Origin of the sequence: Halocatena pleomorpha, assembly GCF_003862495.1 — an archaeon.
Taxonomy (GTDB): domain Archaea; phylum Halobacteriota; class Halobacteria; order Halobacteriales; family Haloarculaceae; genus Halocatena; species Halocatena pleomorpha.
Map to the genome: position 1 here is coordinate 226,654 of NZ_RRCH01000003.1, position 19,914 is coordinate 246,567.

Below are 19,914 nucleotides of genomic sequence, written 5' to 3' on the forward strand. Positions count from 1 at the left end.
CCCGATTCGTGGTTGGCACGAACGATATCGACACCGCTCAGCTATCGATCAGACGATCGATCGTCGAACTCGCCGCCGTTCGTCGAAACTGATTGCTCGAACGTGGTCGTCACGTCCTCCTCACGGTCTCCGATCACCGCCTGTTCGGACGCATCAGGGGATCGAGCCGAAGTTCTCGAAAATCCGTCCCAGTTCATTCTGAGATACTGGTCAAAGTCGCCGTGTTTGCGCCCCGCGTAGTTCCAGACGATATCCTCGAACGGACTGGCTTCGATGTGGCTCTCCCACCATCCTTCCCGATCCTGGAAGTGGATGAGACACTCCGAATACTGGCTTTCTGAACTGCCTGTGACGGCCGTGTTCCGCACGAAGTCGGCTTGATTCCGGTTTTGTCCCAATCCCTCCATGAGCAACTCCGGTTCGATCCGAGGCGTGCGGAACGTCTGGATGGTCGAACACTGATCCAAGATGGTTCGACGCTGATTCTCTTGGCCCTCACCGATTGACTGTGCGCGCTCAATGAACTCCCGCGGTGATTGGGTAACGAACCACAACGCCGCGTCGTATCGCGCCCAGCTCCGAGCCGCGTCCTGCAGATACTCGATCATCTCTTCGCTGTGGAGCAGGAAGTGAGCCTCATCGATCAAGAAGATGATCTCTCCTTTGGTTCGCTTGACCTTCTGGTACACCTGCCCGAAGATCAGATGGAGCATAACTGATTTTTCGGCTTCAGACGCCTCATTGAACTGACTGAGATCGATGTACGCCATATCTGTCTCGCGGTCGAGGATGCCAGTTTCGGTCTCACCGACCATGTGGTGGTATTTCCGGTTCTCTTTGAATCCACTGAGTTTGTCGAGGAGATCGGAAACGACGCGAACGCGCTGTTCGGCCTCGCGCTCATGACCAGTGAACGTAAAGCGTTCGGGGGTGTTGAGCATCTGTTCTAATACCGAAACGAAATCCTCGATCGTTGGGCTTGCCTCGTCGTGGGTCTCCGGATCGTGGGTGATCCCAACGGATTCGTACGTTTCTTGGACCGCGTCTTCGATCGTGGAGATGTACCCCGACGGGTCGATCCCTTGTGCCCGAAGGATGCCAGCAAAGAAGCTTGTAACCTCGTCGATTTTCATCTGGAAGTGATTCGATTCCCCGACGCTCGATTCACGGATGCGCTTTGGTGGTCGTTGGATATCAAACGGATTGATCGTCTGCTGACCGTCGACGACGATGTGTTTCCCGCCACAGAGTTGGGTGAGACCTTCAAATCCTTGCTCAGTGTCACAGACGATGAGCGTTCGAGACGGATCCGAACAGTACCATTCTGCGAGTGCAGTTTCGACTGAGTACGTCTTTCCTGAACGGGTCTGTCCGAGCGTGAGAAGATGGGGAGCACCGCGTTCGAACGGGTCCGCGAAAATGGCCGAACCGTTCTGTTTGTTGCGCCCGAATCGAAGCCCACCGGATTCTTGCATGGTTCCGGCACACCACGGGAACATCGCTGCGATCGCACCCCCAAGCATGCGTGTTCGCTTTGGCTTGTCGCCTTTTTCGTGGTAGAGATCCGCTCCAGTCGGAGATGACGATTCGAACATATCGAGTGCAGACATATCAGAACTGGGCTGGCGAGGGCCGAGTCCAGCGGGTGCGCTCGTCAGCACTTCGAGAACATCGTCACAGGCGTCTTCGAGCGCCCGAACCTTCGCTAGATACAGGTTTTCCGTTTCACGGCCCATCTGTTGTGCGTACTCGTATGCTTCCTCCGGTCCGACGCGGACTGTCACGTACATACTCACCTGCCACGGTTGCGCCGTCGTGTTCCGGAGGAGCAGATACATCTTCCGGACCGCATCCTTATCGTTTTGGATCTGTATCTTACTCGCGTCCATGTTCTGGGCGCGCTCCATCTCCTCGGACTCGACATCTGCGTACAGCCGTTCGAGTTCCTCGATCGACCGTTGCTTGTACTCGGGTTCGACATGGACACGAACGTCGACGTTCGCCTTTCGCATGGTGAATAGGTCTCCGAGAAACAACGGTGGGGGTTCGACCGGCCACCCCATGACACAGAACGTTTTACAAAGCTCGTCTCCGACCGTGACACGGCCGTTTTGGGCGTCAAGCTCGCTCGGAGTGAGCATGCGTTCGGTCGGGGTCTCTCCGACGCTGACCCGGTTATCGTCGTTTGCCATCGCTTCTCTCACTTCCGTTCCGAGAGACAGTGACGGCTCTCCCGACCAGTACCGTAACAGCAGACGGGCGTGGTCGAGAACGCCCGCTCGACCGCTGTCGATCCCTTCTACTGAGGCGAGCGCGCCTCGGATCGTGTTCATTCGATCGTCGAGCTCTGCGCGTAGTTCCGAGTCTAGCGCCCGGTTCTCTTCGGTGTCGTCAGTCGATGAGAACAGCCCAAACAGTCCGGAGTCACCCGTGTCAGCGGATATCGGCCCCGTGGTTACGTCCTCAGGACTGACCTCGACGACGATGTAATACTCCCAGTCGTTGGCGTCCCATTTGGGTGATTCCGTCTCGACGAACCACGAGGACACGTTGAGCAACAGCTCCCGAACGTACTCATCTGCCCGAGCGGTGCCAGCGAGCGATTCGTTCGTCCGCTCGCTCTCTTCGACACACTCCGTTATATGCTCGATCAACTCCTCCGTCTCGAACGTGTCTGACGTTGCGTATATGGAAAACGGGATGTCCTTGATCTGTTCGTCGATACCGCTCGTGAGTGCCCCGACGTACGTGTGTGCTTCTTGGGAGGTGATCCGGCAGGCGTTCATCCCCTTAACACCAATGAGACCGACTCGGCGGCCGTCGGTCATCTTAGCGGTTCCATCTGGATACAGACGTTCCACTCCGTGTATTTGTCGTCCAAGCGTTTCGTGATAATGATAGGGGAACTTCTGTTGGATCCGACGCGACTCAATGAACCGTTCGAACCGCTCGCGCGAGGAGAGATAGTACGGATTAGTGTACGTGAGATACAGTACTGTTGGCAGTGCGACGAGGGAAATCGCAAACGAAACGACGGCGATTATCGTGGCGTCGATCGACCATGCCAGTAACGCAATGATCAGTGTGGCGAACGGAATGGCGAACGAGTAGATGTTATCGAGCGTAACGGCACCTTTGATCGTCACATCCGTATCAACATGGGGTAATATCAGGCCAGTCTGATCTGATTGTGTGTTTGAGCTCTGTGAGTTCGTACTCATTGTTGATCGTGTATTTGCTGCGTATTTGGATTACTACCGTTCTCCCCAATAAATAGCCGGAATATCATTTAATAGTATGGATACTTAGCGATTCGGACTCTCACTTGAGGCACCGAACTTCTTTTTCGGCTCTTTGTTAGAGTCGTCGTCATCATCGTCCTCAGATCTGTCTCGACTGCGACGATTAGAGGATCGTCTCTTTGAGTTGTTTCCACCCGGCGATCCTGTCGATATCCCGAAGACGCTTCCTGAGTTACCGACACTGAACGATGACTGGCTGTCAGGCGACTTGCTCGTCGCCCCATACCCGCCGGAACCATAGGATCTGTTCTGATTCTGTCCCCTCTGTCCACCACTGCTGCCGGATCCCCTGGGCTGACTCGTCGGATGGTGGGTCCCCGACGACGACCGATTTTGAGTGAGTATGATCGATCTGGGGAACAGCTTCGTTACGAAAATGTACGGCAACCATATCAATGCGATCGAAAGCCCGGCGACGATCGCTATCACCTTGACCGCTATACCACCAAGGCTGTCGTAGGGCAACTGATGGAGAAGGCGGAGAATCCCGCTCTGTGTGAACCGTAACAGAATGATTAAAGGGAGCATAGAGATCCCGACGATACCGTACGATTGTAGATCTGATTGGGGTTGCACGCGAAGCGCCCAGAAGAGCGGCCAAAACGCAACCAAAATATATATAGACATATAAATCATTATTGATATAATAAGTCCGATTCCGACGACAGTGCCTTTCGCCCAGATGAGTAACGCTCCAAACAGGAGTCCGAGACTGAGATCTGCAACACCGGACGTTGACGATATGAACTCATATCCACCCGGAGCGATCGCTTGTGTGAACTCGTTACCGAGATGGAGACAGAACGCGACCGCTGGAACACCGAGTATGATGAAAAACGCTGCCTTTCCGAGTTCGGTCAAACGTGTACGCCGTTGGTGAGGATCGACCGTGTCTATTGCGACCATAAACGAAGGCGTCAGCAGGGCGATCGCTACGGTCGTCATGATTCCATAGACACCGTAGACAGCCGGCCACGGGTTTTCCGCTGATATCCACGTCGATACCTCGGTTGGATCCCCCGGTGCTGGCACACCAAGAATGTAGTCGTTGAACGTATCGATCGCTGAACTGATCAGTTCCATCGTCAAACTAACGATGAATTTGAACGCCTTTCTGATTATTTCACCAATATCAATGTCAACAACGCCGATATCTATCGTGTACTTGTCACCGTCCCCATTATCCTGTTGGGGATAGACGCCATCGCCAGTCGGTCCGCCAAGCCAGTTCAGTCCGGAGACCGGTCGCCCTGTCCCGTCAACGAGAGAAAACCACGTGTCTGTGGTCCCTTCTGCCCGCATCTGCTGTGTCTGTTGACTCACGTGGTGTTGAGCATCCGTGGACAATGAGCCATCAGTACCAGTCGGCGCACCGACGACAGGAGTCACAACGCCACACAAACAGATAAGACAAGTTAACACGACTATGCGATGGGTACTAGCATGTATCACGCCGATTCCTCCATTATGTGGGGAACAGGCATGAAGCGACGTCGATACCTGCAGTGTTCAGGAAAACAGGCACGAGAACAGGAAGAAGCGCCGCTACGAGCGAGTAGATACCACCTTTTGCCTCCTGTTTTCCTTGGGCCTGAGCACCGGAATCAGTGCTCCCGGCTTTATCTAGCCCGGTCATCATCCTGATGAGGAATTTCAGTATGAAATACATTGATATCAATCCCAAGCCGACCGTGATTATCTGAGCAATATTGACGCCGGCTGAACCGTCACACAACACCTGTTCAGCTTCGGACACGCCCAATTGAGCCGCAACTGGCGTTGAATACAGCGGTATGAGAAACAACACCACGGTACCCATAGATAGATACAGATCGTGGCGTCCCGGCCGCGTGGCGATTCGTATAACTTGGTTAGTAATATTACTAACCATCTCAGTTATACGTTCTACACTCCTTGACAGAGGCGTCTTTTTGACCATGATATGAGTTAATATTAGAGTGAGGGTATAAAAAAGTACCGGAAAAAACACCATAAGGGTTATTTATTATAACGATACAAATGTCGTTCCAAATGATGATGATACGAGAAGCAATGGATAGTTGGTACAGATAGTATGTTAATGTTTTTTATCAGCATAGATTTATACCAGATTGGACGGTATCATTATACACGGGAGCCAGATGAGTGAAACATCGACCACCAGGAGTATTCCCCGAGAGAGTGTGAGACGACATGGATACGTATGATAGTCTGATAACGTACAGTAAAATCCTTATCGATATCCACAACATAGTACGTTTATTGCAGTCTGGAACCGTCGCCCAACACAGTCGGTTGATACACTAGTGACATGGCTACGAAGAAGACAACTAACAGGCGCCGGTTTCTCAAAACCGTCGGAGCTGCCGGGGGTATCGGCATGTCGTCAATAAGCGGTTGTCTGTCGATGTGGATCGGTGGCGACAATGGAGGAGGAAAGTATCCATCGATGGAATTCGCTTCCCAAAAACACCGTGTTACCCGGGAAATGGCGACGCAGGTCGTTTCCGATCGGGCATCACTCCTCGAAGCAGTTCGAACTCCAGAAGCGACAGTGTGGATTCCAAACTCAGTCACAATCGATATGACGGGCGTAATCGGTGCTCCCATCGCACCGAACGTGACGATTGCCAGTGGCCGTAATTTGAACGACAAGAACGGCGGACAGATCAAAACGGATGGTTACGACAAAGGGATCTTCATCAACGATGCCGGTGGATGCCGGATCACTGGCCTTCGACTGCGGGGGCCGCGGCTGGATAAGTTCGAGCCGTGGCAAGGCAATAAAGACGAGGAGGATTTCGCGGCACTCGGATTCAATTTTCAGGGACAAACTGCGATCATCGATCACTGTGAGGTCTTCGGCTGGACGTTCGCCGGAATCGCTCTCGGAGCGGAAACCAAATACACGCAGGGATGGATCCATCACAACTCGATGCACCACAACCAGATGAATCATCTCGGATATCCAATGGAATTATACAATGGATTGCATCTGATCGAGTGGAACACCTTTGATTACAATCGTCATTCTATCGCTGGCTTTGGGTACCCAACCAGTGGGTACGAAGCCCGGTTCAACGTTATCGGACCGAATGCAACCTTACACGCATTCGATATGCACTACCTTGGTGAGAATCTCGATTATCTCAAAGGTTCCAAACTCGGAACCGTTGCCGGTACGTTCGTCAACATTCATCATAACGTGTTCAAACTGACCTCGTATCCGGCGTTTTCCATTCAGGGGTATCCCGAAGAATACGCCCGTTTTTGTAATAATTGGTGTGCTGAGCAGATAGATGGGGGTGAACCGGACGCTATAGGTAAGGTCGTTCTCTTTCCCAACAAGGCAGACGTGCGCGTCAAAGGCAACACGTACGGTTCGAGTGCGGTCCTCTCCGGACAAGAACGACTCCGAGAAATCGAGCTTCAGGTAGCGGAATCGCAGAATTCGTCGACGGACGACCCGCCGAAAGCAACACCTACACCGATGAATCTCAAGCAATTGTTTCAGGGATCGACACAGAACGAATCGACGACACAATGAGTCCGGGATTTCTCTCGACCACAATAGTAATATATAATCGATAAAATATAATTAAATGGGAGCTATATTCTCGATAACGGCTGTAATACGATGTTATCAGTGCATAATCTCAGCTATACTCGACCGCTGCTGTTGTTCGTCATCGTTGGATCGATCGCTCTTTCCGGCTTAGCCATGCCGGCAAGCCCATCGACGATCGTTGATCAGTCAGCCCCACCACAAAACGTTAGCGACGAACACACGATGGTCATCAAAACGACGGACGAACCGATTCAGTACGTTCTTTCAGCAACGGGGAGAGTCAGGGGGGAGCCAAACGAAAGTGACGCTGTTCAGGGCAGAACACTGAGCGGTCGGGTTGGCGGTGTGTCGTGGAATAACACGACCGACGACACTACAGACACCGTAACGTACACTGGTTACATCGAATCGTTCCAGCCCCGTGGCGGTGATCCACAACTCCGGATCGAGGGACAACAGATCTCACCGGACACGCTTTCGGCCAACCATCTCCGGATCGCACGGCCGAATTCCTCGACTAACAATCCCATCAACTACGAAATCACAGTCACCGGTGACGCTACGCCGGGGGAATCCACCGAGGGGCAGGATCAGACGACAGTAGCCGGCGGAGCGAACGGGACCCGGATTCAGGGCCAACTCACCGACCAGTACGACTCGTTTTATTTCACAGGGAACACGACATCCACGTCGTTCGATCGGCAGGCACGCGTTTTCATCAACGGACAGAACACCGCTGTTCAGAACAGTAATAATGGAACACAGACAGATACGCATCCAACACCGATCGGGGGAGCAGCCACTGACGCCCCCGTACTCACGACAACCGAACGCACGACAAGTCAGCCGACAAACAGTCGAGACGCGTCACAAGCGCCGGCGGACAGCGGGAGAACCGACACTACGCAGGCAACGAGTAACGAGGGAGCCGAGTCGTCGGAATCTACATCACCGCTCGCATTTCTCTTCCGTGTGGCCAGTGGACTCGTCCTAGTAGCACTTCTCGTCGGCGCCGGCTGGTATTTCTTACCCAGACAGCAGCGCTGGTAGGCCGAATCGAGCTGACTAAACTTTCATTTTTGTCGTTCCCGCCACGATCCGGTCTGCGTCTCCCGAAATTGAACCTCCAGTTACTGTTGGGGATCGATTCGGGATCGGAACTCCGGAACGCCGTTCACATCGGGAGTGAAGCGAAACACCGCACCCGCACCGTTTCCTTCGACGGACCGGTCGTTGCCCGCTGTCGCGGTGGTGACGTAGGCGTGTTCGTAGTCAGGGCCGCCGAACGTGACACAAGAGACTTTCCGCGCAGGTAGAGAACAACGATCGACAACACGACCGTCGTCGGGATGATGGCGAACCACACACCCACCGTTCCACCGCGCTGACCAGATGTACCCCTCCGCATCCACCGTTAGTCCGTCGGGGAGTCCCGCGCCTCCGACAGTACTAACGAACGGTTTGCGATCGGACAGAGTGCCGGATTCGGCGTCGTACTCAAACGACCAGATCGTCTCTGCTTCGGTTTCAGCGAGATAGACGCGCGTGTTGTCCGGACTGAATCCCAAACCGTTCGAAACGGCGAGATCCGAGAGGAGTAGCGTCAACGATCCGTCGGTGTCGAGTTGATACAGTCGTCCATCAGGTGGCATCGTTCCACAGAGGACCCGTCCGTTCGGTCCCGCGATCACGTCGTTGAACCGTGAACCGCGCTCTTCGGGGATCTCCGAGACGACTGTCTCCTGCTGACCATCGTTCCAGATCGTAATCGAACCGTTTTCTTTGAACAACAGGAGTGAGCCGTCCGCTTGCATTGTGAATCCACCGATCGACGGGCCAGAGTAACACTGCTCTCGTTCGTCCGTCTCGAAGTCGTACCGATACATGTGCCCGTTCGGGATATCGACCCAGTACAGACGATTTTCTTCAGGGTGGTACAACGGACCTTCTCCCGTTTCGTAGGCGTGGTCCACGAATCGTTCCGGTTCAGCTACCATTAATGCGCTACTACAGACCGCTTGGTTATAAAGGTTCGAGACGATCCGGTCGCCCTCGGGCGACCATACGCATCGAGTCGATCTGCGATCGTTTATCCGATCTCAATCCATTCACCGCGTTCGTCGGACTCCTCAATCGCGTCCAAGACGCGCTGAACTGCCAGACCGTCGGCAAAGCTAGGTGTGTATCCGGTATTGTTTTGGACAGACTTGAGGAATTCGTAGTTTTCGTGGACAAACGTGTGTTCCCAGCCGATCGTGTGGCCGGGCGGCCACCAGTGATCGATGTACGGATCATCCGGGTCAGTGATCATGATCGTTTGGAATCCTCTATCTCCCGGTTCAAGCAGCTCCAACTCGTTCAATCGTTCGAGCGAGAACCGAAGGCTGCCAGCGGAGCCGTTGATCTCGATCGTGTTGTCATTTTCGTGTCCGGTCGCAAACCGCGACGCCTCGAACGTTCCCATCGCACCCGAGGCGAACGTCACTTGTGCCGAATAGGCGTCATCGACCGTTACGGGACGGGTTTGCTCGCCTTCCGTGTCGACCGGCCGTTCATCGACGAACGTCCGGAGTTGCCCGGAAACGCGGTCGATTTGACCGGCGTCACCGAGGAGAAACCGCGCGAGATCGATGGAATGCGCCCCGAGATCGCCTAGCGATCCACTGCCAGCCATCTCTTCGGACAGTCGCCAGCTCCAGGGGGCATCCGGATCAACGAGCCAATCTTGGAGATACCGCGCTCGGACGTGGTGGATCTCTCCGAGGTCTCCACTCATGATACGCTGGCGGGCGTACTGGACGGCGGGTAGATATCGGTAGTTGAATGCGATCCCCGCGATTGCGTTCGACTCACGGGCAGCCTCGGCCATCCGTTTTGCTGCCGACAGCGTCGGCGCGAGTGGTTTCTCACAGAACACCGACACACCAGCCTCCAGCGCCGCGATCGACGGCTCGACGTGAACGTGGTTAGGTCCGAGATTGTACAGTACGTCGATATCAGAAAGGACATCGGCCCACTCCGTCGCGGTGTGTGAGAATCCGAGTTGGTCGGCCGCCGATTCGAGTGCCGTCTCGTTGCGGCCGATGAGAACGTGGCGGTTCACGTCCGGAGCGTCGGGAAAGAACATCGGCAGGCGAGCGAGAGCGTTGGCGTGGGCTTTCCCCATAAACCGGTAGCCGAGAACACCGATATCGAGTGTCATGCTTTTGGATTCTGAGAACTACCTCTTAGTGTTTTCCATTTCCACTATTCGTTCCGACGTAAAGAAAGAGGTAAACATCGTTCGTACCGTCACTCCGCCCAGTAGGCTTCGCCCGGTGTCGTCTCGAACACAGCTCGGTCGAGGAGATCGACCGCCTTTTCTAACCCTTCCCGTCCGCTCGTGAGTGAATCTTCGTGTTCAATGGAGAGCACACCGTCGTATCCTACCATCCGAAGCGTAGAGACGACATCCTTCCAGTGGGCTTCGTCGTGGCCGTAGCCGACCGAGCGGAACAGCCACGACCGGTTCGGTTCATCGGTGTAGGGGGTGGTATCGAGCACGCCTTTCAATCGTTCGTTCGACTCGTAGACGCGGGTGTCTTTGGCGTGAACGTGGTGAATGGCGTCGTGATCTCCGAGATACCGGATCGCTTCCAGCACGTCGATCCCTTGCCAGTAGAGGTGAGACGGATCGAAGTTGGCCCCGATGTGCTCGTTGGTCGCCTTTTGCAATCGGACCAGTCCCGTGGGTTCGTACACCAACATGTTGGGATGCATCTCGATACCGACATTCACGCCGTGGGACGCCGCATGGTCAGCGATGTCGCCCCAGTAGTCGGTAGCGACCTCCCACTGGTATTCGTGGCTCTCGGCGTGTTCAGGAGGCCACGGCGCGGTGATCCAGTTCGGCGTTTCGTCGTTCGGACCGCCACCCGGTAGCCCCGAAAAGCACGTTACGGTGTCGACGCCGAGTTGATCAGCGAGTCGAATCGCTTCCCGAAGCTCAGTGTCGGCCCGATCAGCACGCGTTTCGTCGGGATGCAGCGGGTTGTTGTGGGTCGCAAGCGCTGAGATCGAGAGACCGTTCGTTTCCAGTTGTTCGTGAAGCTCTGCTTGTCGATCCTCCGCGTCGAGAAACTCCGATCGGGGGAGGTGCTCGGATTCGGTAAAACCGCCGGTTCCGAGTTCCACCGCCTCGACGCCGAGTTCCGATAGATACTCGAACGCCTCATTTCGTGGTTGATCGTCGAGGACCGCTGTCAGAACACCGATCTGCATGAGAGTTGAATTATTTCTAATACCAATAAACGTTTTGGGGATCCCGCGCTGATCCCTCGGTGCCCAGCGGTCAGTGAACGGTTCGGTTGTCGGTCGTGTCGATTGACTCGATCGGATCGCTGTTGCCGAACGTCGGAGTTGGACTGTCACCGGGTGCAGCCCACGCGACGGCGTTGGCGAGGATCTGCTGTACTGTCTCCTCGTGATAGATCGGATACGTCTCGTGGCCGGGGCGGAAATAGAAGACGCGTCCGTTACCGCGGGTGTAACAACAGCCCGATCGGAACAGCTCCCCGCCTCCGAACCACGACAGGAACACCAGCGACTCGGGTGGTGGAACGTCGAAACGCTCCCCGTACATCTCCGTTTCGGGTAGTTCAACGTACTCGGGAAGCCCCTCCGCGATCGGGTGGCTCGGCTCAATGACCCACAGCCGTTCAGTTTCGGCTGCTTCGCGCCACTTGAGCGAACAGCTCGTTCCTAACAGTCGTCGGAAGATCTTCGAGTAGTGTCCGGAGTGGAGAACGATCAGCCCCATGCCTTCGAGGACGCGTTCGTGAACGCGATCGACCACCGCGTCGTTGACCTCCTCGTGGGCGTCGTGTCCCCACCACGTCAACACGTCCGTTTCCGCGAGAACGGTCTCGCTCAACCCGTGTTCCGGTTCATCGAGTGTGGCCGTTTGCGTCTCGAAGCCGTGATTAGCAAGCCCATCAGCGATGACCGTATGAATGCCATCTGGATACACAGAAGCGACGACATCAGCCTCACGTTCGTGCCGGTATTCGTTCCACACAGTAACCGTCGTCATACCACACCATCCCCTACCGGCGTGTTAATCGTTCGGGTCCGACGGATCGACCGAGTTGTTATCAGCAGTACGCTCGGGGCGTCTCTTCGATTGCCACTGCCGGTACTGGTCCGGATCGACCGTCAGTGCCTGATCGACACACTGCTGTGTGACCGTATCGAGTTGCTTGCTGACGGTGTGAATCTCGTGACGCAAGTACTGGGTTTCTAATGGGTTGGTCGTCTCATCGTGTTGTTCAAGGAGCGTTTCGAGCACCTCAAGCAGGCTCAGTACGGTGTCTACATTCTCGTTCGGATACGTGTGTCCACACGGGTGTAGAGTCCGCACCGGCTCCAGTGTCTCCGTTCCGAACGGTGATTCGGACGGATCCAGATTTTCATCAAGAAGCAGTTGGATCGTGGGAGGATCCGAATCAGTCCGAGAGGAACGGACCCGGTTCCACGTCTCGATGGCGTCTGGAACCGCCCCACACGACGGACAGACGAATCGTACCATAACGGATGATCACCTGTAAACCGACTAAATTTCGTTGCCTGCGCTCACAGCGGGTTTTTCCGTTAACCGTTCTCACGAACGGCTAGCAGCGACTGCAACAAACGAGTGCTGGCGGTATGGAATGACAGCAGTTGGACCCATTCGGGATGGATACGGTTGCCAGCTACAACTGTCTATAATAGACTGGTTACAAAAACTATTGTGGTGGATCAACGAGTGATTTGACCGGGATGTGGGGGTGTGGCTTTATTCCGTTGGAAACGAAACCTGACGACTGTGCTAGCGTACGCTGGGATCGAGTGGGTGAGTGAAACGTTCGGTCCGTTTCTCATTCCGCCCATCTTGTTCGTCGGTGGTGGGATCGGCTATGGCATCTTGTTACTTCTCAGTCGCCGCGGCTGGTCGCAGTTCGGGTAGCGTCTCCGACGCGACAGCCAACGTTTACTTCATTGGGAATAAGATAGATGATATGCAGCCCGATACTTCGGATCTAGACAGATTCCTCACTGATCGGAATGATGATGGCTATCTCATCGACGCGGACGGCGAGTTTCCGGATCAACGCTATCTGTCCGGGTTCAGCGCCCCCGATCCGTTCGTAACGGTGTACGCGGACGGCGTTCACATGCTGGTGTCAAGCCTCGAATACGGTCGGGCGAAGCGAGAGAGCAACGCGGAAACGGTCGCCCGATACAGCGATTTCGACTACCGGAAAAAACGCGGTCAGTACGGACAAACCGAGGCGAAAAACCGTGTCATTGCTGCGTTTCTGAAACGACACGGAGTCACATCGGTTTCGGTGCCCGAACGGTTCCCCCTGTCGAGTGCCGACGGACTGCGCGATCTCGGTATCTCTGTGACAGTCGATACCGAGAGCATGATCACGCAACTGCGCGCGGTCAAAACGGACGAGGAGATCGAACGGATCCGCACCGCTCAGCGGGCGAACGAGGCGGCGATGGGTCGCGCCGAGGCGCTCATCAGGGAGGCAACAATCGAGTCAGATGTACTCGTTCACGATGGGGAAGTGTTGACCAGCGAGCGCCTTCGTCGTGAGATCGAGATGGAACTCCTCCGAAACGACCACGCTCTCGATGAAACCATCGTCGCGTGTGGGGCCGACGCAGCCGATCCCCACGACCGGGGGAGCGGACCGCTTGCGCCACACGAAAGCATCATTATCGACATCTTCCCGCGCGGAAAGGAGTCGAAATACTTCGCGGATATGACCCGGACGTTCGTGAAGGGAACACCGTCTGAGACGATCCAGGAGTGGTACGACCTCACCCACACGGCCCAGCAAGCCGCGTTCGATGTCATCGAAGCCGGAGTGTCCGGTGGTGACGTTCATACTGCCGTCTGTGACGTGTATGAGGCTGCTGGCGAGCCGACGCTCAGAAGCGACGAATCGACCGAAACAGGGTTCATCCACAGCACTGGGCACGGAATCGGCTTAGACGTTCACGAACAGCCGCGGCTCGCACCGGGGGGAGAGCAACTGGAAGTAGGCCACATCGTCACTGTCGAGCCGGGACTGTACGATCCTGCTGTCGGCGGAGTTCGGATCGAGGACTTCGGTGTCGTCACCGAAGATGGCTTCGAGAACTTCACCGAGTATCCGAAACAGTTGGTTGTGGAGTGACGCCGGCACGGTCGGACAGGCTTTTATATACTGCAGAGGAATCGCGCAGCATGAACGTACTCGTCGTCGGCGCTGGCGAGATGGGAACGTGGTTCGGTGGGGCAGTTCATGCGTCGGTCGCGTACGCGGACCGCAACAGGGCGGCTGCGGAGACCGCTGCTGCCGCGACGGACGGCCGCGCTGTCGGTCTCGACACGACTGAGCAGTTCGATGTCGTCTGTTTCGCGGTGCCGATCCCTGCCGTTTCGGACGCGATCGCCGCCCACGCCGACCGCGCCACCCGCGCAGTGGTTGATATCACTGGGATCATGGAACCCGCTGTCGCTGCCATGCGGACACACGCGTCCGAGCACGAACGCGTGAGTCTGCACCCGTTGTTCGGAGCCGCATACGCCCCAGGACGGATCGCCGTGGTGGCCGACGAATCCGGTCCCGTCACCGATCGGATCCGATCGACGTTGCTCGAACGCGGCAATGAACTGTTCGAGACCACTGCTGTCGAACACGATCGTTCGATGTCGACCGTCCAAGCCAAAACGCACGCCGCAATTCTCGCGTTCGGACTGGCGAGTGAACCGGTTCGAGAGGAGTTCCACACCCCGGTGTCCGAGCAGCTTTCGGCGCTCACGGACCGAGTCACTGGCGGTGATCCGGACGTGTACGCAGAGATCCAAGCGGCGTTTGGGGGTGCCGAGGATGTCGCGGCCGCCACGCGCCGCATCGCTGAGGCGGACGCCGAAACGTTCGAAACCCTCTACCGCGACGCCCGATAACCGGACGTATCCGAGGCGATGAACGACGACCAACGAACACAGGTGCGTGACAACGCTCGCTACCTGCGCAACGTCCGCCCGATCGATCCCGAAGAGCTGTATGAGTACGTCGAGGGGCAGCCCCATCCCGCGGCTGTCAGACAGGTGTTACGCGAACAGGCGTTCGAACTCGAACTGATCGAACAGGACGATGTTTTCGTCCCCGTTCCTGAGAAACCCGTCGAGGTTCCGTTTGACGGCGTCAGCGTTCCGACGGAGCACACCGAGCGACTCGACGCCCTGCTGTGTGAGCGGTTCGGGGCTGACTGGTCGACCGGCGAATCGGGCGAGCAACTCCGGGAGATCATCGTTCAGATCAAAGACGATTACCTCCATCAGCGTCCAGTTGAGTACGATCGTGACACCGCGCTCGCGTACGCTATATACCACCTATATGATAATTATGCAGTTATACAGCACGCGCTGATGGAGTTGATTCGCGGGAATTTGGTGGACCACCGGCTTCGCGTGTTGGACATCGGGGCGGGCGTCGGTGGACCGGCCTTAGGACTGCTCGACCTTCTGGAGCCGTGTCTGATCGACTACCACGCCGTTGAGCCGAGCGCGGCCGCATCAGTGTTCGAGTCACTCGTAGCGCCAGGCCGCAACCAGTCGGTCACGGTTCACCGCACCCGTGCAGAAGCGTTCGAACCGGCCGCGGAGTACGACTTAGTGCTGTTCGCCAACGTTTTGAGTGAACTGAACGATCCGGTGTCAACGGTTGATCGTTATTTGGACGCACTCACACCGGACGGAACGTGTCTGTTGCTCGCGCCGGCCGATCGGAACACGGCAACGGGACTCCGTGAAACCGAGCGAACGCTGGCCGACGAGTTGGGATACACGGTGTACGCACCAACAGTTCGGCTGTGGCCGGAGTTGACACCGAGTTCCCGAGCAGAGGCGTGGTCGTTCGATGTCGAACCAGACGTGTCGGTGCCGTCGGTGCAGAGACGGCTCGCAGACGCAGCGTCAGAAACCGCGGAAACCGACGCCTCGGCGTTCATCAACACCGACGTGCAGTATGCGTACTCGATGCTCCGCCGGGACGACCGCCAACAGGTCACGATCACTCCTGATTCCTCGCGGTTCACACCGATGGCCGACACAGAAACCCACGTTTCGGACCGAATCGATCTCCTCTCTGTGAAGTTGAGCCACGATCTCGGCGGGGAGCATCCGCTGTTTCTGATCGGGGATGGAAGCCAGCAGATCGACCACTTCGCGGTGCTCGTCCACGAAACCGGACTTAACGACGCACTCATCCACACGCCGTACGGCGGGCTGCTCGCGTTCGAGAACGCCCTCGTGCTCTGGAACGATGACGAATCGGCGTACAATCTGGTCGTGGACGGGGAAACGGTCGTGGATCGACTAGCGTAACGGTCGATAACGGGTCCTTTTTCGTCATCCACCCGAATCACCACGAAATGAACATCCTGCTCACGAACGACGACGGCATCGAGGAAACAGGACTGTACGCGCTGTACACCGCACTGTCGGACGTTGGTGACGTGACGGCGATCGCGCCCGCGAGCGACCAAAGCGCAGTCGGTCGTGCGATGTCGCAGCAGGTCGAAGTCGACTCCCACGAGCTCGGATACGCGGTCGATGGCACACCCGCCGACTGTGTCGTGGTCGGGATGCAGGCGCTCGATACGGCGTTCGATCTCGTCGTTTCTGGCTGTAATCGTGGTGCGAACCTCGGGGCGTACGTGCTCGGTCGGTCGGGAACGGTGAGTGCCGCCGTCGAGGCGACGTTTTTCGACGTGCCAGCGATGGCCGTTTCGATGTACATTCCGGGTGGTGATATCGACTTCCGTTCGTTCGAACCGTCCGTAGCAGAGTACGAGGAACCGGCGCGTGCGACGCGGTATCTCGCGGAGACGACCCTCGAATCAGGAGTTTTCGAGCACGCAGATTACCTGAACGTCAACATACCGATGACCGAGGAAGGACCGTGTGATATGAAGATCACCAAACCGTCACGAATCTACGAAATCGACGCGATCGAGAACGAGGATCACATCGTTCTGCGAGATCGAATCTTCGATCAGCTCGCGGACGGAACCATCGACGACCCGGACGGTACCGACCGACGAGCCATCGTCGACGGCCGCGTCAGTGTCTCACCCCTCACCGCACCGCACTCAATGAACAATCACGAGACACTGACGGAACTCGCCAGTGATTACGCACACAGAGTAACGCCAGAGTGAAGCCGCTTAGAACGAATCGATCAGATCCTGTCGAACAGATCGCACACGTCGTCGGGATGTGCGACGATGAACTCGTTGTCGCGGCGTATTCGGTTGGACGACGGAAGGAATACGAGATGTTCCTCCCCTCGACAGTGAGTGCTCGCCACCTCCCAACTGTCGATATCGTAGCCCAGATCCTGTTCAAGATCAGGATCTGGCGGTTGTTTGTTCCAGTCTGAGATGTCGTTCTCACTCGTCATCGTCCGTGGCTCGCTTCGACCGACCGGATAGAGAGATCCGGCAACTGATATCTCGAGATGTGACTTTCGTTGCGTACATCTGTGTCCGTTACTGTTGACCGAAACTGATGGCGGCGTCGCCGTCGACATCAAGCTCGGTGATCTGCCCGGAGAACCGGAAGCTGTCGCGTCGATCGGAGACGGTCCCGCGGGCTGTCGATCCCGAAACCGTGTCATCGCTTTCTGCGAACGTTCCTTTTTCGAGCGACCCGTTCACCGATAGGGCGTACTTCGACGCCCCGTTGGAGTTGCTCCCATCGATGATGAGGGTGTGCTGTTTGTCACCCTCGGTACCGAGTGCGTTCGGGTCGACAGCTTGTCCGTCGACCTGTACGGTGAGGTTACCGTCTGTCGAGAACGACGTTACGGAGCCGGTGAACAGGAACTTATCTGAGGAGTTGCTGACGGCACCGGACGACCAGTTTTCACCGACCAAGGTTTCGCTCGTGCAATCGAACGACCCGGGATCTTCGTTCGGCTGAAGGGTGCCGTCGACAGCAAACGTGTAGTTGGCCTTCGAACCGTTCCCTTTGATCTCAAGCGTGTGGGTGTCCGCCCCGCTTGCACCGTTCTCGGTGGTAGCGTTCGCGCCGGCACCGCTTGCGCTTCCGACCAAGAGGTTGGTCATCTTCGAGAGGAGACCCTGAGAGGAGTCAGACGACGATCCAGACTCGTTCTTGCTCTTACTCTTGTTCTTCTTCGAAGCGGACTTGGATCCAGCCCCGGATCCTGATCCAGAGCTACTGAGATCGAGCGACGGCGCCGATCCGGAGTTACTGACGTTGATGGTCTTACCAGACGACGATTTCAACTGGACCGATTTCCCTGGCGTCTTGATCGTGGTGTTTTTGACGAGGGTGTTATCGGAATTCGAGAACACGATCCCTTTGCGGCCGGAACCGCTCTGCTCGATGTAGCTGTTTTTGATCTGCGAGCCGTTGCCCTGTCCGACCAGCACGGACGGACCGCTCGCCGCTGAACCGGTGATCTTGACGCGGTCCATGCGGAGCCACCGGGGGTTCGGACTGGGACCGTGACGCCCCTGAGAGACCTGTTTCTCGCGACGGATGGCCGGCGCGCCGTCGTTGTTATACGTGATCCGGGTGTTTTTCACCTTCAGCGTGCGGCCGCCAGTCCAAACGGCGATCCCAGGCCCGCTGGTAGGGTTGTTTTCGATGGTGATGTCGGTGTTTCGGACTTTTGCGCCGGCTTCGTCGAAGTTGCCGCCGGTCGCGGACGAGGCGTTGCCCTGCTCGAACAGCACACCGCGCATCGTGAACGCGTCGTCTTCGAGCGTGTGGGGACCGGAGTACTTCTGGGGGTTGACTTCGACGGTTGCCCCATCGACGTAGCTTCCCTCACCCGAAATCCGGATGCCACACACGTTGTTGTTCCGGTAGGTGCCGCCGATGACTTGCACCGAGCTGAGCGTCCGGCTTCCGTAGATGCCGTTGTTACCGAACTCTTCGAGGTGGCAGTCGACGATCTTGACCGTGCCCTTCCCGCCGTAGACGGAGATGCCAGCACGACCGTCGCCGGATTTGTAGTGTGCCCACGCCGAGCCTTTCTTCGCAACGAAGTCTTTGAGAACGCCGGTCGAGTTGGGATCGTTCACCCGAAGCTGCCAACACCGGGTCACGTCGCTCGAATCGACGATTGCGCGCCCGATGTGCTCGATGTTCTCCGCGTGAAAACCGCGTTCGGAGTTGATCCGGATCCCCGTGGCCGTCTGGTTGGCACGAACATCCACGTCGAAGTTCTCGAACAGCGCCTTATTACAGGTCGTGTTAATGAAGAACTCGTTATAGTTGGAGGGGAACGTGAACGTCACGTTGTCGTTTTTCCCCCGAATACCGATCCGATCGGTGTCCGCAGTGATCGAACCGCCCCAGTGGTACGTTCCCGCAGGGAACTCCACGAGGGTCTGTCCGTCGAGTGCTGATTCAACTTTACTGGTAACGTCGCCGTTGCCGTTTGGATCACAGCCGAGATCCTTGACCGCGTCGACGACGTTGTTGAACGTGATACCGTGGCGCGTTTTCGCGCTTGCACGTCCGGCCTGTGTCGTTCCGAGTACGGAACCACCGATGACCGCTCCAGTAAGCTTGATGTAACTACGTCGTTCGAGATGTGACGAGTCATCCTCTCCGTTCTCTGAATCAGATCTCATCGGTTGGTAAAACGGGATTACTCAGAAGTACCTTCTGGCTACGTACGTGGCGTTTCGATACTAACGCCTTACCGATACCGAAGGTTAGCCACAATTACATACCGACCACATATAATGTTGGTAATATGATCATATTCCTCCGTAAGTCGCTCTTACACGTTGTAGGACGTGCTTACCCGTCGAAATCGTTGGGTACAGCGGAGCTGATGATCTGTGGTAGTGACAGTCTACCGGGCCTGCTGCGCGCTCGTCAGCACTCCTGACTATTGACGAGAAACAATAACAAATTGGCACGTTAAATATTCTACCATCATTAGTGAGCGTTGCAGAACGATCTGCCTACCGGATTGAATG

The 19,914-nt window shown here is 56.3% G+C and carries 17 protein-coding genes; 7 read left to right on the plus strand and 10 right to left on the minus strand.

Features of this window, described 5'->3' with window-relative positions; translation table 11 throughout:
- Window positions 1–41 precede the first annotated feature (41 nt).
- The 3 genes from EIK79_RS02200 to EIK79_RS02210 form a co-directional block, all read right to left on the minus strand.
- A complete protein-coding gene (locus EIK79_RS02200) occupies window positions 42–3,146 on the minus strand; it encodes a VirB4 family type IV secretion system protein (RefSeq protein WP_124953496.1) in 3,105 nt (1,034 codons plus the stop codon).
- A 159-nt stretch (window positions 3,147–3,305) separates the two neighbouring features.
- A complete protein-coding gene (locus tag EIK79_RS02205; protein ID WP_124953497.1) occupies window positions 3,306–4,691 on the minus strand; it encodes a hypothetical protein in 1,386 nt (461 codons plus the stop codon).
- Between the two features lie 76 nt (window positions 4,692–4,767).
- Window positions 4,768–5,121: a hypothetical protein gene (locus EIK79_RS02210; protein WP_124953498.1), complete on the minus strand. Its 354-nt coding sequence runs from the start codon at window positions 5,119–5,121 to the stop codon at window positions 4,768–4,770.
- Window positions 5,122–5,613: 492 nt separating this feature from the next.
- On the opposite strand from EIK79_RS02210, the gene EIK79_RS02215 reads away from it, so the two are divergent.
- Window positions 5,614–6,849, plus strand: coding sequence for a hypothetical protein (locus tag EIK79_RS02215; protein ID WP_124953499.1), 1,236 nt, complete (start codon window positions 5,614–5,616; stop codon window positions 6,847–6,849).
- Between the two features lie 90 nt (window positions 6,850–6,939).
- Window positions 6,940–7,920, plus strand: coding sequence for a hypothetical protein (locus EIK79_RS02220; protein ID WP_124953500.1), 981 nt, complete (start codon window positions 6,940–6,942; stop codon window positions 7,918–7,920).
- An 80-nt stretch (window positions 7,921–8,000) separates the two neighbouring features.
- Here EIK79_RS02220 and EIK79_RS02225 read toward each other — a convergent pair whose 3' ends face one another.
- The 5 genes from EIK79_RS02225 to EIK79_RS02245 form a co-directional block, all read right to left on the minus strand.
- A complete protein-coding gene (locus EIK79_RS02225) occupies window positions 8,001–8,867 on the minus strand; it encodes an SMP-30/gluconolactonase/LRE family protein (protein ID WP_124953501.1) in 867 nt (288 codons plus the stop codon).
- Between the two features lie 92 nt (window positions 8,868–8,959).
- On the minus strand, window positions 8,960–10,072 hold the full coding sequence (locus EIK79_RS02230; protein WP_124953502.1) for a Gfo/Idh/MocA family protein: 1,113 nt from the start codon (window positions 10,070–10,072) through the stop codon (window positions 8,960–8,962).
- Window positions 10,073–10,161: 89 nt separating this feature from the next.
- The gene (locus EIK79_RS02235) at window positions 10,162–11,130 is read right to left on the minus strand and encodes a sugar phosphate isomerase/epimerase family protein (RefSeq protein ID WP_124953503.1); all 969 of its coding nucleotides are present in this window, start codon (window positions 11,128–11,130) and stop codon (window positions 10,162–10,164) included.
- Window positions 11,131–11,200: 70 nt separating this feature from the next.
- Window positions 11,201–11,941 carry a ThuA domain-containing protein gene (locus tag EIK79_RS02240; RefSeq protein ID WP_124953504.1) on the minus strand — a complete coding sequence of 247 codons (741 nt, stop codon included), beginning with the start codon at window positions 11,939–11,941 and terminating at the stop codon, window positions 11,201–11,203.
- Window positions 11,942–11,965: 24 nt separating this feature from the next.
- A complete protein-coding gene (locus tag EIK79_RS02245; RefSeq protein ID WP_124953505.1) occupies window positions 11,966–12,436 on the minus strand; it encodes a hypothetical protein in 471 nt (156 codons plus the stop codon).
- A gap of 240 nt (window positions 12,437–12,676) precedes the next feature.
- On the opposite strand from EIK79_RS02245, the gene EIK79_RS17880 reads away from it, so the two are divergent.
- From EIK79_RS17880 to surE, 5 genes are read left to right on the plus strand one after another with little or no spacing between them, the layout of a single operon-like run.
- Complete coding sequence (locus EIK79_RS17880; RefSeq protein WP_221621653.1) at window positions 12,677–12,853, plus strand: hypothetical protein; 177 nt, start codon at window positions 12,677–12,679, stop codon at window positions 12,851–12,853.
- Window positions 12,854–12,905: 52 nt separating this feature from the next.
- Window positions 12,906–14,078: a M24 family metallopeptidase gene (locus tag EIK79_RS02250; protein ID WP_124953506.1), complete on the plus strand. Its 1,173-nt coding sequence runs from the start codon at window positions 12,906–12,908 to the stop codon at window positions 14,076–14,078.
- Between the two features lie 50 nt (window positions 14,079–14,128).
- Window positions 14,129–14,851 (plus strand): prephenate dehydrogenase/arogenate dehydrogenase family protein, encoded by a 723-nt coding sequence (locus tag EIK79_RS02255; RefSeq protein ID WP_124953507.1) that lies wholly within the window; start codon window positions 14,129–14,131, stop codon window positions 14,849–14,851.
- 18 nt (window positions 14,852–14,869) lie between these two features.
- Window positions 14,870–16,273 (plus strand): methyltransferase domain-containing protein, encoded by a 1,404-nt coding sequence (locus EIK79_RS02260; protein WP_124953508.1) that lies wholly within the window; start codon window positions 14,870–14,872, stop codon window positions 16,271–16,273.
- Between the two features lie 47 nt (window positions 16,274–16,320).
- Window positions 16,321–17,109 (plus strand): 5'/3'-nucleotidase SurE, encoded by a 789-nt coding sequence (gene surE, locus EIK79_RS02265; protein ID WP_124953509.1) that lies wholly within the window; start codon window positions 16,321–16,323, stop codon window positions 17,107–17,109.
- 20 nt (window positions 17,110–17,129) lie between these two features.
- Here the strand turns inward: surE and EIK79_RS02270 are convergent, their stop codons facing one another.
- Window positions 17,130–17,351, minus strand: coding sequence for a hypothetical protein (locus EIK79_RS02270; RefSeq protein ID WP_124953510.1), 222 nt, complete (start codon window positions 17,349–17,351; stop codon window positions 17,130–17,132).
- 88 nt (window positions 17,352–17,439) lie between these two features.
- Window positions 17,440–19,560, minus strand: a complete 2,121-nt coding sequence (locus EIK79_RS02275) for a hypothetical protein (protein ID WP_124953511.1) — start codon at window positions 19,558–19,560, stop codon at window positions 17,440–17,442.
- Between the last annotated feature and the right edge of the window lie 354 nt (window positions 19,561–19,914).